Origin of the sequence: Algoriphagus halophilus (assembly GCF_900129785.1) — a bacterium.
GTDB classification, from domain to species: domain Bacteria; phylum Bacteroidota; class Bacteroidia; order Cytophagales; family Cyclobacteriaceae; genus Algoriphagus; species Algoriphagus halophilus.
Genome location: NZ_FSRC01000004.1, coordinates 69,162 through 85,049 on the forward strand (window position 1 = coordinate 69,162; position 15,888 = coordinate 85,049).

Genomic DNA, 15,888 nt, shown 5'->3' on the forward strand with positions numbered 1-15,888 from the left:
CAATCCATACGAAAAAAGTAAAACCAATAGTTCATGGGTTCAGTAATTATCACATCCATAGTAGCTTTTACAGTAATTATATTGCTACTGGTATTTATCCTCCTTTTTGCCCAATCAAAGTTGGTCAACTCTGGGGATGTCAACATCATTATAAATGGTGACGAAAGTTCTCCAATTGTGACCGCAGCAGGTACTACTTTGCTGTCTACATTGGGTGGACAAAAAATCTTTCTTCCTTCCGCATGCGGTGGAGGTGGAACCTGCGCTATGTGTAAATGCGTGGTTGAAGAAGGCGGGGGTGAAGTCCTTCCAACAGAAGTAGGTCACCTTAGTAGAGCAGAGCAGCAAGGAAATGTTCGCTTGGCATGTCAGGTGAAAGTGAAGAATGACATGAAGATTCGAGTGCCAGAAGAAATTTTTGGTATCAAGAAGTGGGATTGTGAAGTGATCTCCAATTATAACGTTTCTACCTTTATTAAAGAGTTTAAAGTGAAGCTTCCTGAAGGGGAAACTTTGGACTTCGAAGCAGGTGGATATATTCAGATTGACGTACCTGTAGTGACAGTTAACTTCAAGGATATGGATATTACTCCACATCCTGAATTAGGTCACCCAAATGATGTATATCAAAGCGATTGGGATAAATTTGGTCTTTGGGATCTCGTTATGAAAAATGACGAAGAGCTATTCAGAGCGTATTCTATGGCCAATCACCCTGCAGAAGGTAACATCGTGATGTTGACCATCCGTATCGCTACTCCGCCATGGGACAGAGCTAACAATAAGTGGATGGATGTAAATCCAGGTGTATGTTCTTCTTATGTGTTCTCTAGAAAACCAGGGGATAAAGTAACTATTTCTGGGCCTTATGGTGAATTCCATATCAACCCAACTCAAAGAGAAATGGTTTATATCGGTGGTGGAGCTGGAATGGCACCATTGAGAGCTCAGATCTTTCACTTATTCCATACAGAGAAGACTAGTAGAAAAGTTTCTTATTGGTATGGAGGTAGATCGAAAAAGGAATTGTTCTATGTTCCTCACTTCAGAGCTATTGAAGAAGACTTCCCTAATTTCCAATTCCACATTGGACTTTCAGAGCCTTTACCAGAAGACAATTGGAAGATTAAAAAATCCTTGGATGATAAAGAAGGTGACGGTTACGTTGGATTCATCCATCAAGTATTATATGACAATTATTTGAAAGACCATCCAGAGCCAGATGAGGTAGAATATTACCTTTGTGGTCCTCCATTGATGAATGCCGCAGTATTGAAACTGTTGGATGATCTAGGAATTCCTCAAGAAAATATCCGATTCGATGATTTCGGAGGATAAAAATTTAAATCCCGCTTCGGCGGGATTTTTTTTGCCCCTATTCCAATGAATTTGAAGCAGTTGTTTCCGAGTTCTATAGTTCATGAATAGAAAGGCAGGAATTTTGATACTTTCGAAAGGGTGATATTGTGAACATTGGAGGAAGGTTCTCCTCTAATACATGTCATATTTTGTTTATTTTTACCCAACACCACACCTTTTATGAATATTCAATCGTTTTTCGATCCTGTAGAAGAGTTTCTCTGGCAGAAAAAATATGCTGAAAACACCTTTTTTCATCAAATCCATTATTATGGTGAAAGTTTCCCGCAACTGAAAGGTATCCATATCGCAATTGTAGGATTGAAAGAAACCAGGGGGATCAAAAAATTTGAAAGCTTAGATCGCTCCAGTTCCGAAATTCGAGAAAAGCTCTATGAATTAAAGCGTGGCTTTGGAGCGATACGTGTGGCCGATTTAGGAGACCTAATTTCTGGAGAAACCTTAGAGGATACCTACCATGCAATTCAAAAAGTGGGGGAATACCTTATGAAACAACAAATTCTTCCTGTTTATATTGGAGGTACCCATGATTTGGATATGGGACAATATTTGTCCTACCAAAACATGAAAAAATTGGTAAGCCTACTCACTGTGGATGCCAAAGTAGATATGGAGGAAAAGGGTCCCATGGCGGATCAACATACCCAAGAGATTATTTTACATCAGCCTAATTTCTTGTTTTCCTACGCTCATCTAGCCTATCAAAGTTTTTTGGTGGATCCTACCCTGATCAATGTAATGGAAAAACTTTATTTCGATCATGTAAGGTTAGGACAGGTGAGATCAGAGTTTAAAGAAATTGAACCCATTATACGGAATGCAGATTTCTTGAGCTTTGATCTAGCGGCCATCCAATCTACCGATGCACCAGGTGCAGTAGATGCGCAACCATTCGGCCTGACGGCAGAAGAAGCTTGTCAAATCTGTTGGTTTGCTGGGACCAATGAAAAACTGAGTTCAATAGGGATTTATGGATACGAGCCCTATTATGATGACCCTCACAATAAAACAGCAAAGGTCGTAGCTGTGATGATTTGGTACTTTATTGAAGGATTTTACTCTCGAAAAGATAGTCTTTCTTTTAAGAGTAATGATTATATTAAATATACTGTTTCTCTGGACTCCAAGCCCAATACCATTGTGTTCTACAAGAGTAAGAAAAGTGGAAAATGGTGGATGGAGATTCCTCAAAATGAAACGGAGAAGTTTGATAGGGGTACTACAGTTCCTTGTAGCTATTCAGACTATCAAATGGCCCAAAACGGTGAAATTCCAGAGCGTTGGGTCAATGCCCAGATTAAACTTCTATGATGAAAGTCTATTCAAAACAACAGCTTGCCCTGAGAAATGGACAAGATAAACCTGAAATTTGGGTTGCTTTTCAAGGAGTGATTTATGATGTTACCCAGTCCAGAATGTGGCGAAATGGAAAACATTATGAGCATTGGGCTGGCCAGGATTTAACGGAAGAGTTTGCGGATGCTCCACATAACACCAGGGTATTTGAGAAATTTAAAGCAATCGGACAATTAGGATGATTTTAATAGCAGATAGCGGATCGTCAAAGACGGATTGGAGAGTAATTGGAAAGAATGGGAAGATTAGCCAATATCGAGGTGTTGGATTTAATCCCTATTATCAAACCTCCGAAGAAATGGCCACTCACATGCGCCATGAGTTTTTGATGAATCTGGAAAATGAGATAAAAGAAATTTATTACTATGGTGCTGGTTGCTCTGTGGATTCCAGAAAGGAAGAAGTTGCCCAGGCCTTGAGAACCATATTCCCTAAAGCAAAAATTGCGGTAGATCATGATCTTGCTGCGGCTGCAAAAGCCACTTGTGGACATCAAGAGGGAATTGCCTGTATTTTAGGCACTGGATCGAATAGCTGTGATTATGACGGTGAAAAGATAATTGATACGAGGCCAGCGCCAGGCTTCATATTAGGAGATCAAGGTGGGGGAGGTTATGTAGGACGTAAATTCCTCATGGATTTCATTAATGATGAAATGCCTATTGCCATAAAGGAAGAATTGGAGGATAAGCTAAAGTTAAACGCGACTACTATTCAGGAGCATGTGTATAGGCAGCCTTTCCCAAATAGGTACATGGCAAGCTTTTGTCGTTTTATAACCGAGCATAAATCAGATCCATATTGCTATATGCTCTATTACAATGCCTTCATAGATTTTTTTAAGGTCCATGTAATGAAATACCAGAATTACAGAGACAAGCAAGTGAATTTTGTGGGCTCAATTGCCTATTACAATAGCGATATATTAAGAAAAGCAGCAAGCGATTCCCAAATCACTACTAATATTATCATTGAAAGCCCTATTTCTGGCTTGACACTTTACCATCAAGAGCAATTATGAAAGTAACCGAGAGTTCTTCCCACTACGATAATCTCGAAAAAATGACTGTTATGGAGCTTCTTCATAACATCAACAAAGAAGACCATTTAGTCCCTGTTGCAGTGAAATCTGTATTGCCGGAAATCAGCAGGCTGGTGGAACAGATTGTCCCAAGGATGGAAGCTGGTGGGAGATTAATTTACATCGGAGCAGGTACCAGTGGAAGATTGGGGATTTTGGATGCCTCAGAATGCCCTCCTACTTATGGCGTACCTCATGAATGGGTCATAGGGATTATTGCTGGAGGAGATACGGCGATCAGAATGGCAGTAGAAAATGCGGAGGATGATCCCAATCAGGCTTGGGAGGATATTCTCAAATATGGATTTAATTCTGATGATACAGTCATAGGTATTGCTGCCTCCGGAACTACTCCTTATGTTATTGGAGGTGTCAAAATCGCAAAAGCAAAAGGCTTATTGACAGGATGCATCACCTGTAATTTAGATACGCCTCTATCCAAAGAAGTGGACTATCCCATTGAAGTGGTTGTGGGACCTGAATTTGTTACTGGAAGTACGCGAATGAAGTCTGGAACAGCACAGAAACTAGTGTTGAATATGATCTCTACGACGGTCATGATTAAGCTGGGCAAAGTGAAAGGAAATAAAATGGTGGATATGCAGCTTTCCAATGCCAAGTTGGTTCAACGAGGTACTAACATGATCATGGAAGCTACCGGTACTGATGAGGCTACGGCCAAAGAATTGCTCTTGACTCAAGGTTCAGTAAGGTTGGCAACAGAATACTTCTATAAACAAAAGGATTCTTAAGTTCCTTCATTTTTTATTTTTGAAGTTAATGGTTATTAATTTCAGGAATGGGCGTATCTTTGCAGCCCAATTAAGCATTTGATAGTCAATAGCTTATTTTAAACAAATAATCCAGCAGTGATGCTGCATACTTATGAAAGGTAACAATCCAAAAAAACAGTTCTTTAAAGGCGATCATGCCGAAGAGCCGACTCAAAAAAATTCTAATAGAGGAGAAGCTAGAGGAAGAGGAAGAAAAACAGATTCAAGTGAACATGAGTTTGATCTTGGAAAAAGATCATTTGACAGCAAGAACAAAAGAGGAGGAAAATCTTCTTTTGATAAAAAGAAAAACTTTAATTCGGATGCTCCAAAAACCCTAGGAGAGAAGAAATTTGGAAGCAAATTCAAAAAATCCGAGGAGGGTTCTTTTGGAAACAAATCCTTCGGTGCTAAGAAGGGTGGTTTTTCAGGGAATAAATTCGAAAAGCGAGAAGAATCCGGGTTTTCTAAAAAGCCAGGATTTAAAAGCAAGGGAGACAAATTCAACAAAGAAGAGTTTGGTGCCAGTAAATTCGATAAGCCTTTCAAAAAAGAAGGTAAGGCTTCAGGATTTGGAAAGAAAGACAGTAAAGAAGGCTTAGTATATAAAGGGAGAGGTAAGGATCAACAACCTGTTTTTGCTCCTGGCAAAGCCAAGAAATTCCAAGGGAAAGCAGATTCTGCCGGCTTTGGAAGAAAAAGATTTAAAATTGACTCAGAGGCTCAAAACTCAAGGCCTGATTACAATTTTGACCAACTACCTTCCAAAAAATCCAAAACTAAGTCTGAGGATGGCTTGCTGAGATTGAATAAATATATTGCCAACGCGGGTATTTGTGGAAGAAGAGAAGCCGATCAATTGATTGCTCAAGGACTTATTTCTGTCAATGGACAAGTGGTTACAGAGCTTGGATTCAAGGTTAGCAGGACGGATAGAGTGGTGTATCAAGGAAGAAAGATCAACCCTGAGAAACCGGTATATGTACTCCTGAATAAGCCTAAGGATTTCATCACTACCACAGAGGATCCTTTAGAGAGAAAAACGGTTATGGCTTTGGTTGGGAATGCATGTGAAGAGCGAATTTTTCCTGTGGGAAGGTTAGATCGAAACACTACTGGCTTATTGCTATTCACCAATGATGGGGAACTAGCAGCCAAGCTTTCACATCCCTCTAATCAAATCAAGAAAATCTATCAGGTAACCTTGGATAAGCCTTTAACTCATAATGATGAAAAAGCGATTTTGGAAGGTTTGACATTAGAGGATGGTGAGGTAGAGGTAGATGATATGCAAGTGTTATCCAAGGATAGATCCATTTTAGGATTGGAAATACATGTAGGAAGAAATCGAATTGTCAGAAGGATATTTGCGCATCTAGGTTACGAAGTAACAGCCTTGGATCGTGTCATGTATGCTGGTTTGGATAAAAAAGACCTAAAAAGAGGACATTATCGATTCCTTTCAGAACAGGAAGTGATTCGCTTAAAGTTCTTTGTCTAATATAGAAAGCTCCCAATTGGGAGCTTTTTTTATATAAAGCCTTTTAAGGCCTTTTCCAACTCTCTTTTGGGAAGAATGCCTCCCTTTCTCCAGAGGATTTTTCCTTTTTTAAATAAGATATAATGGGGGATAGAGCGGACTGCAAATTGTTGGGCCATCTGAGGGTGCTTATCAATATCCAGTTTGAGTAACTTGATTTTGCCTCCCAATTCATCCAATACTTCTTCTATGATAGGATCCATCGTTTGGCAAGGCCCACACCAGTTAGCTCTAAAGTCTACCAGCACGGCATCCATACTTTTACTGATGATATCCTTTGGTTTCTTTTTTGGCATAAGTAAAAATAAAAAAAACCGGTTTTTCGTTGATTCGAAAAACCGGTTTATCTTATTGAAGATAGGGGGATTAGTTTCCTGCTGGAGGAGTAGGCATTTCTAAACCTAATTTAGCCAATACCAATTCAGTGAATTTATCCTCTTCTTTGGTATAAAGCAAAATCGGAGCTTGACCTGCTGTCTCTGCAAAAATATGTGTGTAGTTGTTTTCTGCAGCTACTGCATTGATCGCATTGATCACTTTAGTTTGAACTGGTTCTAGCAACTCACCTAATTTTCTCTGATAAGAAACCTGCGCATCTTGCTCATATTTCTGAAGATCAGACTGAAGTTTAGTAAGCTCACCTTCTTTAGCAGCTCTTGCCTCTTCTGTCATCGTTTGTGCAGCTTGTTGGTAGGTTTGAACCTGACGCTGAAAGTCTGCAGCTTTTGTTTGAATATTAGTTTGTAGCTGAGTTTGGTAATCCTGGATATCAGCTCCAATTTGTTCCATTTCTGGCATCAGATCCATGATAAATTCCACATTGGTATACCCAATTTTGATTTCCTGAGCCTGAGCCGCGAATCCTACGCAAAGCAATGCAATTGCAGAAAGGATAACTTTTACTTTCATCATTCTGTGTTTGTATTTAATTGTTCTCTTCAATTCCTAATTCTTCCAAGATAAACTCTGAATAGTCATGTCTTGGATCTGTATAAATGATGGCTGAGGGTCCTGCTGCTTTATCAAACAATACCGCCAGTCCATTTTTTCTGGAAACTCTTTCAATGGCATCATAGATTTTGGACTGAAGCGGCTGAAGCAGTTCGGCCTGCTTCTGGTAATATTGTCCGTCAATCCCAAATATCCGACTATTGAAAGCCTGTGATTCCTGTTGTTTTTGCTTTATGTCTTCCAGCCTTTGCTGATACATCTCTTCTGTTAGCAGTACTTCTTCAGCTTTCAATTGAACCAAGAGTTCTTTAATCTCTTTATCCAAATTTTGTGCCTCTTTCTTCCACTCATTACTGAGGTTCTGAAGCTCCTGCTGTATCACTTTGTAATCCGGATGCTTGTTCAGAATGTATTCTGAATCTATGTAACCGAACTTTTGAGCGCTTGCAGGCAGTACTTGCAATACAAAGAGCAGCAAAAATAGTATTTTCAATGATTTTTCCATGGCTATGGGCAAGTTTTAGAGGCTAGATTAAAGTCCTTAATTAGAAATTTAATTTTGCATAAATTAACTATTCCGCAACCTTTTTCCATGCCTATCTGAATTGTTGTCCGATTGTAAAGTGGAATTGTGCTCCACTTCTTTCGGTGGTACCTGGAATAGCATCAAATCCATATCCCCAATCGACCCCTAACAATCCAAACGCCGGCATAAAGATTCTAGCACCCACCCCTGCTGATTTTTTCAAATCATATGGGTTGAAGTCTGCATAAGATCCCCAGTTATTTCCAGCTTCAGCAAATCCTAATAAGAAAATGGTGGCAGATGGATTAGGAGAAACCAAGAATCTTAATTCCATTACGTATTTATTGTAAACAATACCTCCATAAGGATCGGCATCTTCCTGTCCCCTGGTATCACGTCCTGGAGTGATGGATTGGTTTTCATATCCTCTCAATCCGATGATCTCTTGTCCCAAAGCAAAGTTGTTGAAGGTCATCCCATCTCCACCCATTACGAATCTTTCCAAAGGAATAATTCCGATTTTGTTGCCATAGGATCCAAGGAAACCCATATGCGCTCTTGCACTTGCTACGAATTTAGATGATCCGAATAGTGGGGTGTAGATGGATGCATCAAACATCCATTTGTGATATTCTAGCCACTTGTACTTCTCCTGGTCAGTAGATTCACCGTCTATGTTTTTATTCAGAGAGGCGTACGGAGGAGTTAAGGAAGTGGAAAGAATGATATTGGAACCGAATCTTGGGAACGTAGGGTTGTCTACGTTATTTCTAGCTATCGTATTGTTAAACGTCAAACTGTTGGATGTACCAGTTGGGTAACTTAATCCAAAAGAGGTTCCAAATTGATCAAATTCATAAATCTGGAATTGGATGGAGTTACTGATACTAAAGTAATCATCTGGCCAAGTCACACGCTTTGCCAACCCAAGGGTCACCCCGGTGATTTTGAAGAATCCAAGTTCGTTACCAAAGTTTTGTTGATTATAGAAATCTACCTGTCTCTGTACCGAGTGGTTAAAACTGAAGCTCAATGCCTGTGGCTTTTTACCACCAAACCAAGGTTCGGTCAAGGATACGGAGTAGTTCTGGAAACTTCTACCATTAGCCTGAACTCTTAAGGATAGCTTTTGTCCGTCTCCCACAGGAAGTGGATCCCATTTGGAGAAATCACCGATATTTCTGATCGAGAAGTTATTGAATACCAATCCTACGGTACCTACGAAGCCATAGAAACCACCCCAACCACCAGAAAGCTCAATCTGGTCATTAGGTCTTTCTTCCAGTTCAAAAGTAATATCTACTGTAGCAGCCTCGAAGTTTGGTCTTAAATCAGGATTGATCTTTTCAGGATCAAAATACCCGAGGGTAGAAAGTTCACGGATAGTTCTTACCAACAAACTTCTATTAAATTTCTGACCAGGAAGAATTCTGATTTCACGCATGACCACGTGATCAGAGGTACGTTCATTCCCCTTGATGTTCACACTGTTTACCGTCACTTGTGGTCCTTCAAAGATTCTCATCTCCAAGTCAATAGAGTCACCAGCAACATTCACTTCCACTGGATCGATGCTAAAGAAAAGGTATCCGTCATCTTGGTACAAGGAACTCACATCATCACCCTTTTGAGGATCGTAATTAAGTCGCTTGTCAAGTAACTCTTTGTTGTAAACATCACCCTTTTGAATACCAAGTTTGGCTAAAAGTACAGGGTCTGGATGAATATAATTTCCTGTAAATGAAATATTTCTATAGTAGTATTTTCTGCCTTCTTCTATTTCAATATCGATGTTGATTTTATCCTCGTTGTAGTCATATACTGAATCTTCAAGGATTTCAGCATCTCTAAAACCTTTACTATTGTAAAAGTTGATGACACTGTTTTTGTCGTTGGCATATTCCTTTGGAATGTACTTGGACCCGTTGAAGAAATTCAGTTTGAAATTCTTGTTGATATAGGATTGTACATCCTCATTGGAGGCCGAATCTGTATGGAAAATGGTATTGGCATAATCAGAAGCATCTGCATCCAATGCTCTGGAATACAGGTCTTTGAAAATGCTTACTCTCGCATGTTCCTTCGTTTTCTTTAATTTCTTTTTGACTTTGGTATCCGCAATCTCCTCATTACCATAAATGTTGATGGCATTGATTCTTACCTTGGAGTTCATGTCAACGTCAAATCGTAATTTCACACTGTTAGGAAGTGTGGTGTCTCTTTCTTGGAGTATTTTGACGTCGGTATTTAAGTATCCTTTATCCAGGTAATATTTCTCGATGGTCCTTTTGGCAGAGTTGAGCACGTCATCTCTTACTACTCGGCCACGGATGTTTACCTTATCGCGTAATTCACTTTCCTGGGTTTTATTCATCCCAGTAAACTCTACTCTTGAGAATCTTGGGCGCTCGGTTAAATCCAACAACAAATAGATGTCATCGCCCTCTACTTTTGTCACAAGGATCTTTACGTCTCCAATAATTCCTTGGCCCCAAAGTTTTTTCAACGCATTGGAAATGGATTCACCAGGAACTTCAATGGTGTCGTCAACTTTCAAACCAGATAGCGATATGATCGCAATTTCATCCAGTGTAGTCAAGCCGACCGCTTTAATCTCTGCGATTCTATAAGACTGGGGTTTTTGATAATTCAACTCCAGGATATTGACAGGTTTTGAAGACGCATAGCGGCTTTGGCCCAATCGAATTTGCGCCATAGCTGAACTTGTCCAAACCAGACAAAACAGAATCAGTAAACTTCTTTTCATCAATTAATTAAGATTTAACTTGCTCACCTGTTTTACCAAATCGTCTTTCCCTTTTTTGGTAATCGAGGATCGCAGCGATCAGATGCTTTTCTCTAAAATCTGGCCATAACACTGGAGTAAAATGTAACTCTGTGTATGCCAGTTGCCACAACAGAAAATTGCTTAATCTAAACTCTCCCGAAGTTCTGATCATTAATTCAGGATCAGGTATTCCGGCAGTTTCCAGATTGTCGGCAAACACTTCCTGAGAAATGTCCTCGACTTTTAATTTCCCGTCAGAGACTTTTTGAGCAATGCGTTTGGCTGCTTGGGTGAGTTCCCATTGTCCGCTGTAGCTAAGTGCTAAAACGAGCTTGAGACCGGTATTCTGAGAGGTTTTTTCTTTCGCCTCGATTAGTTGATTATATGCTGATTTAGGAAGACTATTAATGTCTCCAATACTTTCCATAACGATATTATTTTTCATCATCATTGGAACTTCATTGGCTATCGTTTTAACCAATAATGCCATTAGTCCCTCCACTTCATCTTTGGGACGAGACCAGTTTTCTGTGGAAAATGAAAATAGAGTTAAGTACTTTACTCCCAAATTATTGGCTCCTTCTATTGCATCTCTTACAGCTTTGATAGCATGGTGGTGCCCGAAGATTCTCATGGCCCCCTTTTTCTTAGCCCAACGGCCATTGCCATCCATGATTATTGCAATATGTCGGGGGATTCTGTTTCGGTCTAATTCTTCCTTCATTCCAGTTTTTTCCGAATACCTTAATTTTTGGAGGTACAAAAATGCTATTTCTTTTCCAATAATTTACCCTAAGGGTCAATTAATTAATAAGCATAGCACTTGGTACTGGCGAAAGTATAGCTGATTGTAAGCCCTAAGAAATAGTACCAATCTTTATTATAGGGGTTTCCAAAATTAATCCCGAATGGAACATCAGGATTTGTTGGGTCAGGAAATCTGGCGATTTCCGGGTCTGAACTATCTATTTTATCCAAGTAGTCTGTAAAAGTAGGTCTAAAGCCTAATTCCCCAGCCAACGTCCATCTGTCGTTAATTCTATATTTCACACCACCTCCAAATGGGATTACGATGGTTCCAACATTATACCGCTCGGAAACATTACCAGCAAAAGTATTTCCTTTCGCAAAGGCATGCGCATAGCCAATTCCAAAGAAAGCATAGGGAGAGAACCGGAACTCTGAATTATTTCTAAGAAAATCCAAGAAATTGAATTCCATTACTGCAGATGCCTCGACAATTCCTGCTCTGAATCTGCTATCCCTAAATAAAGCCATCTGGTCTATGGGCTTTATACTGTCTGCAGCATTTAGTCGGGCTACATTGAGTCCCACTCTAAGCGTCCAAACATTGTCAAAATTTCTCTTGCCAAACAACGTTCCTTGAAGGCCAATTTGGCCAGGATCAATTTTCCGAATAATATCACCAGAGTAGGCTGCTACCCCTAATCCACCACCAATTTCATATTTCTGTGCGTAGGAATTCAGGCTTAAGCCAGTAAAAACCAACAAGAAAATTAGTAAGCGACTGAAAATCTGAAAATTGACCTTTTTCAAGACGATGCAAGTTATGAAGTAGCTAACGTATAAAAAACGCCTGCTAGTATTTAACGGGTTAATAATTGTTAAGCTTATTTTCTTCGAATTTACCAATCTTTTGGGAATTCTAATTTCTCATGTCAAATCCCCAGTTTAGTTTTTGTCTTAGGGTATCGAAGAAATGATAATGAGGTAATTTTATCAATTTCGCTTGAAAGCTTTCTTTTTTGACACTCAATTTGACTTCTGAAGAGATAGAAGTGGACCTAGAGTCCAAAGATATCAGAAACTTTTCGGCTCTGCCTTCAATTTCCAAGCTAATTTCACTGTCATCTGAAACGATGATCGGCCTTACATTTAAGTTGTGAGGGCTTACTGGGGTAATTACTAAATTTTTTGCTTCAGGAGAAATCAAAGGTCCACCGCAACTTAATGAATACCCTGTAGATCCGGTAGGAGTGGAAACGATCAAACCGTCCGCCCAGTAACTATTCAAGTACTTTCCATCAATATAGGTATGGACCGTAATCATGGAAGAAGTATCACGCTTATGAATGGTGAATTCATTCAAGGCAAAATTAAGCCCATTGAATAACCTTCTATGGGATTGAAGAGAGATTAAACTTCTGTTCTCAATTTGAAAATTTTCATTGGCAAGCTGGTCTATGGCAATAGAGATGTCTTTGGTAGCCACAGTAGCCAGGAATCCTAACCTACCGGTATTTAGACCTAGAATAGGGATTTCCAACTCTCCGACCTGACAAACCGCATCCAATAAGGTGCCATCTCCCCCAATTGAAATCATGAAGTCCATCATGGACATATCTTGTTTTCCTTCGATTACCCAATAGGAAAGAGTTTTATTGCCGTGCATCCGCAATTGTCTGTCAAATTGCTCTGTGACAAAAATCTCGAAATTGAATTTACTTAGCTCTTCAAAAAGGATTTGAACATGCTGAAAATATTCAGATTTCAGAGCTAAGCCGTGTAAGGCTACCTTCATGGATCAAATATCTAAAAATCTTAGCAAGTTACCGATTCGGTCTTCCTCACTGCTAATTCCGCTTTCCTCCTGATAATGGTCTAAAATTTTATAGCCAAAGCGTTCTAAGGTTGCTTTGATATGTCTCAGTTCAGGCTTGTCCAATTTGAGCGTCAATTTAATTTTGGCATCATCTAATGGATCACTGGTGATAAAGGAACTGAGAACTTTGGTGTTTTCTGTTTCTATGATTCTTGAAATCTCTGCTAGGCTGTAATCCGTCATATAAAGAGATAAAATCAGTACGCTTCCTTGGGACTGTATTGAAAGACTGTCTGCAAATGCGGCAATGGAATCTTCCATCGTCACCACTCCCATATAAACTTTATCTCTACCTAAAACACCTACTACATTGCTGTTTTGCTCTGCACCCACTCTGAGGACGTCGTAAATGTGTTTGTCAGAAAAAACCCAGCAATTTAGGTTGTCTAAAGGAATGTTTTCAATGAGGGTTTCTGGATCATTTTGATCAAAAATCATCTCCTCCCGTATTAATCCCAAAAAGTTTCCTTGATCTACTACAGGCAAAATATCAGTACGGATTTCTTCCATCCACGACAATGCTTTCCCAGATTTATCGCTGAGTTTTAGTGGTGGAATTAAATTATTTATGAATTCGTAGGCCTGCATTAGTGAAATATAGGGAATCAATTTAGATTTTAAAACGAGTGGTAGTCTAAACTTGTTCAATAATGACTGGAAAACCCACAATTTTTAGCCTTTAGGCCATGATCAAATTGTAAACGATACCTAGGCAAACACCCCCTGCAATAATAGCCGGAGAAGAAATTTTAGTAAACTGAAGCATGGAGTAGGTTGCCAAAATAAAAAATATGTTCATTCCGTTCGCTTCCAGTGGTTCAAAAAGTAAATAGGCAGCTGCGATAAGCATTCCACAGGAAACAGCATTTATTCCTTCTAGGGCAGCTCTCACAGGTCTATACACTTTCAGCCTATCCCAAAAACGAATCACAAAGAAAATCAAGAAAATGCCGGGTAAGAAAATGCCGCCTGCTCCAACCAAACCACCTATGATAAAACCTAAAGTTCCTCCCTCTCTCATGGAAAGAGCGCCTACATAGGAGGCAATACTAAAAGTAGGGCCGGGGACTCCTTGTGAGATTGCATATCCAGTTAAAAACTCCTCTGAACTCAAAAAGTGTTTAAAATCTACAAATTCCGTGTATAAATAGGGTACTAAAACTTGGCCTCCTCCGAATATCAAAGAGCCGTTTCGATAAAAGTTTTCGAATAGAACAATTGCATTTGATTTGGTAATCCCTCCAAGTACTGCTGCCAGTATTAATACGCCCGCCCATAAATAGAAATTAGACCACTCAATTTTTAAGGGGGCATCTTTTTCTAGTTTGGGTTGTTTCTTGTATTTGATCGAGGTGCTAACTCCTCCAATCACTAATAGTATCGGAAAAATATAAGGAGAACTATAGAAGAAGGATATAAATGCGGACATCAGCATTAACACCATGGCTTCTGTACTTTGAACCATTTTTCCGATCGTTTTCTGAGCGGCAAAAATGATAAATCCAATAGCCATAGGTTGAATAAACCGTGCAAAATTAAGAGCTCCAGGGGTGTTTTCTTGCAAAAACGAGATAAGAATAGCTGCTCCTGTCATCAGAATGGTAGCAGGCGTGATCCAAACGATAAGAGCAAGATAGGCTAAGTTTGGGCCTCCTACACGAAAACCTATTGCAGAGATTAATTGGGTGGAGGAAGGGCCCGGGAGCATATTACACAAGGCATTCAGCTCCCAGAGCTCTTCTTCCGTCACATATCCTCTTACTTTGACCATTCGCTCTAGAAGCATCGCTAAAAAAGCTTGCGGACCTCCAAAAGCAGTCAATGAAAGCGTGAGAATGTCTTTCAGGAAAAGGTAATATCGTACCTTTTTTACAGACATATCACTTTCTCAATCCTAGTTCTCTCAATCTTTCCTCCAAAAATTCCCCGGCCGTAGCATCTGGGAATAACTTGGGATTTTCTTCAGAAACACAGGATTCCAAACAAGTTAAATCCATATCTGATCTGGGGTGCATAAAGAAAGGAATGGAATACCTGCTGGTGTTCATCTTTTCTTTTGGTGGGTTTACTACTCGATGGATAGTAGACTTTAATTTTTTATTGGTCAGCCTTTCCAGCATGTCTCCGACGTTCACCACTAATTGGTCCGGGAGGGCAGTGATCGGTATCCATTTCCCGTCTTTTCTCAATACTTGTAATCCATCAGCACTTGCGCCCATGAGTAATGTAATGAGGTTGATGTCTCCGTGTTCTGCGGCACGCACAGCATCTTCAGGTACTTCATCAGGATTTTCAATTGGGAAATAATGAATTTGACGGAGGATGGAATTGCCATAGGCTACCTTGTCCTCAAAATAGTCTTCTGGTAAATCCAAATTCAGGGCAATTGCCCGGAGCATGGATTTCCCCGCATTTTCTAATATGCTAAATGCCTCATTGGCATCTTTTTCGAATTCAGGAATTTCTGCAGGCCAAATGTTCGCAGGGTATTCTGACTTTAAAGGATCTGAATCTGGGATTTTCGATAATTCCTGACCTACATGGTAAAACTCTTTTAAGTCTCCGGTATTGCGACCTTTTGCATGTTCTTTTCCTTTTCCAGTATAACCTCTTTGAAAGCCAATTTCAGGTTTTTCATAGTTGCCTTTTATTTCATCGGGTAAAGCAAAAAAAGATTGGATAGATTGATACAAACGATCTTGAAGCTCTTGGGAAAGTCCATGATTTTTGATGGCGACAAATCCAATGTTTTGGTAGGCATCTCCTAATTTCTTAACAAATTCAGCTTTTTGCTTTTCCGTGCCGGATGTAAAATCTGCCAAATCCAAGCTGGGAATTTCATCAAAAAGGATTTCCATAATATGCGGGGT

Annotated in this window: 16 protein-coding genes; 6 read left to right on the forward strand and 10 right to left on the reverse strand. The window is 39.7% G+C overall.

Annotated elements, in window-relative coordinates:
* The first annotated feature begins 33 nt into the window (after positions 1-33).
* From nqrF to BUR11_RS19250, 6 genes are all read left to right on the forward strand, one after another.
* Entirely contained in the window at positions 34-1,338 is a 1,305-nt protein-coding gene (gene nqrF / locus BUR11_RS19225) for an NADH:ubiquinone reductase (Na(+)-transporting) subunit F (protein ID WP_074226665.1), read from the forward strand.
* Positions 1,339-1,539: 201 nt separating this feature from the next.
* Positions 1,540-2,691, forward strand: coding sequence for a formimidoylglutamase (locus BUR11_RS19230; protein WP_074226666.1), 1,152 nt, complete (start codon positions 1,540-1,542; stop codon positions 2,689-2,691).
* Complete coding sequence (locus BUR11_RS19235; protein WP_074226952.1) at positions 2,691-2,918, forward strand: cytochrome b5 domain-containing protein; 228 nt, start codon at positions 2,691-2,693, stop codon at positions 2,916-2,918. Before BUR11_RS19230 ends, BUR11_RS19235 begins: the two co-directional genes overlap by 1 nt.
* Positions 2,915-3,757, forward strand: coding sequence for an N-acetylglucosamine kinase (locus BUR11_RS19240; RefSeq protein WP_074226667.1), 843 nt, complete (start codon positions 2,915-2,917; stop codon positions 3,755-3,757). The genes BUR11_RS19235 and BUR11_RS19240 overlap by 4 nt, the downstream gene beginning before the upstream one ends.
* The gene (gene murQ / locus BUR11_RS19245; RefSeq protein ID WP_074226668.1) at positions 3,754-4,569 is read left to right on the forward strand and encodes an N-acetylmuramic acid 6-phosphate etherase; all 816 of its coding nucleotides are present in this window, start codon (positions 3,754-3,756) and stop codon (positions 4,567-4,569) included. Before BUR11_RS19240 ends, murQ begins: the two co-directional genes overlap by 4 nt.
* Positions 4,570-4,702: 133 nt before the next feature.
* Positions 4,703-6,091, forward strand: a complete 1,389-nt coding sequence (locus tag BUR11_RS19250; RefSeq protein ID WP_074226669.1) for a pseudouridine synthase — start codon at positions 4,703-4,705, stop codon at positions 6,089-6,091.
* 29 nt (positions 6,092-6,120) lie between these two features.
* Here the strand turns inward: BUR11_RS19250 and trxA are convergent, their stop codons facing one another.
* From trxA to BUR11_RS19300, 10 genes are all read right to left on the reverse strand, one after another.
* Positions 6,121-6,426 carry a thioredoxin gene (gene trxA / locus BUR11_RS19255; RefSeq protein WP_074226670.1) on the reverse strand — a complete coding sequence of 102 codons (306 nt, stop codon included), beginning with the start codon at positions 6,424-6,426 and terminating at the stop codon, positions 6,121-6,123.
* Between the two features lie 70 nt (positions 6,427-6,496).
* Entirely contained in the window at positions 6,497-7,042 is a 546-nt protein-coding gene (locus tag BUR11_RS19260) for an OmpH family outer membrane protein (protein WP_074226671.1), read from the reverse strand.
* Between the two features lie 13 nt (positions 7,043-7,055).
* Positions 7,056-7,586 (reverse strand): OmpH family outer membrane protein, encoded by a 531-nt coding sequence (locus tag BUR11_RS19265; protein ID WP_074226672.1) that lies wholly within the window; start codon positions 7,584-7,586, stop codon positions 7,056-7,058.
* A 91-nt stretch (positions 7,587-7,677) separates the two neighbouring features.
* Entirely contained in the window at positions 7,678-10,374 is a 2,697-nt protein-coding gene (locus BUR11_RS19270) for a BamA/OMP85 family outer membrane protein (protein WP_074226673.1), read from the reverse strand.
* 7 nt (positions 10,375-10,381) lie between these two features.
* Entirely contained in the window at positions 10,382-11,158 is a 777-nt protein-coding gene (locus tag BUR11_RS19275) for an isoprenyl transferase (RefSeq protein ID WP_074226674.1), read from the reverse strand.
* Positions 11,159-11,202: 44 nt separating this feature from the next.
* Entirely contained in the window at positions 11,203-11,952 is a 750-nt protein-coding gene (gene porG / locus BUR11_RS19280) for a type IX secretion system protein PorG (protein WP_074226675.1), read from the reverse strand.
* Positions 11,953-12,061: 109 nt separating this feature from the next.
* The gene (locus BUR11_RS19285) at positions 12,062-12,937 is read right to left on the reverse strand and encodes an NAD kinase (protein WP_074226676.1); all 876 of its coding nucleotides are present in this window, start codon (positions 12,935-12,937) and stop codon (positions 12,062-12,064) included.
* Positions 12,938-12,940: 3 nt separating this feature from the next.
* A complete protein-coding gene (locus BUR11_RS19290; protein WP_074226677.1) occupies positions 12,941-13,606 on the reverse strand; it encodes a CBS domain-containing protein in 666 nt (221 codons plus the stop codon).
* 91 nt (positions 13,607-13,697) lie between these two features.
* Positions 13,698-14,897: a chromate efflux transporter gene (gene chrA, locus BUR11_RS19295; RefSeq protein WP_074226678.1), complete on the reverse strand. Its 1,200-nt coding sequence runs from the start codon at positions 14,895-14,897 to the stop codon at positions 13,698-13,700.
* 1 nt (position 14,898) lies between these two features.
* Positions 14,899-15,879, reverse strand: a complete 981-nt coding sequence (locus BUR11_RS19300) for an isopenicillin N synthase family dioxygenase (protein WP_074226679.1) — start codon at positions 15,877-15,879, stop codon at positions 14,899-14,901.
* Positions 15,880-15,888 lie beyond the last annotated feature (9 nt).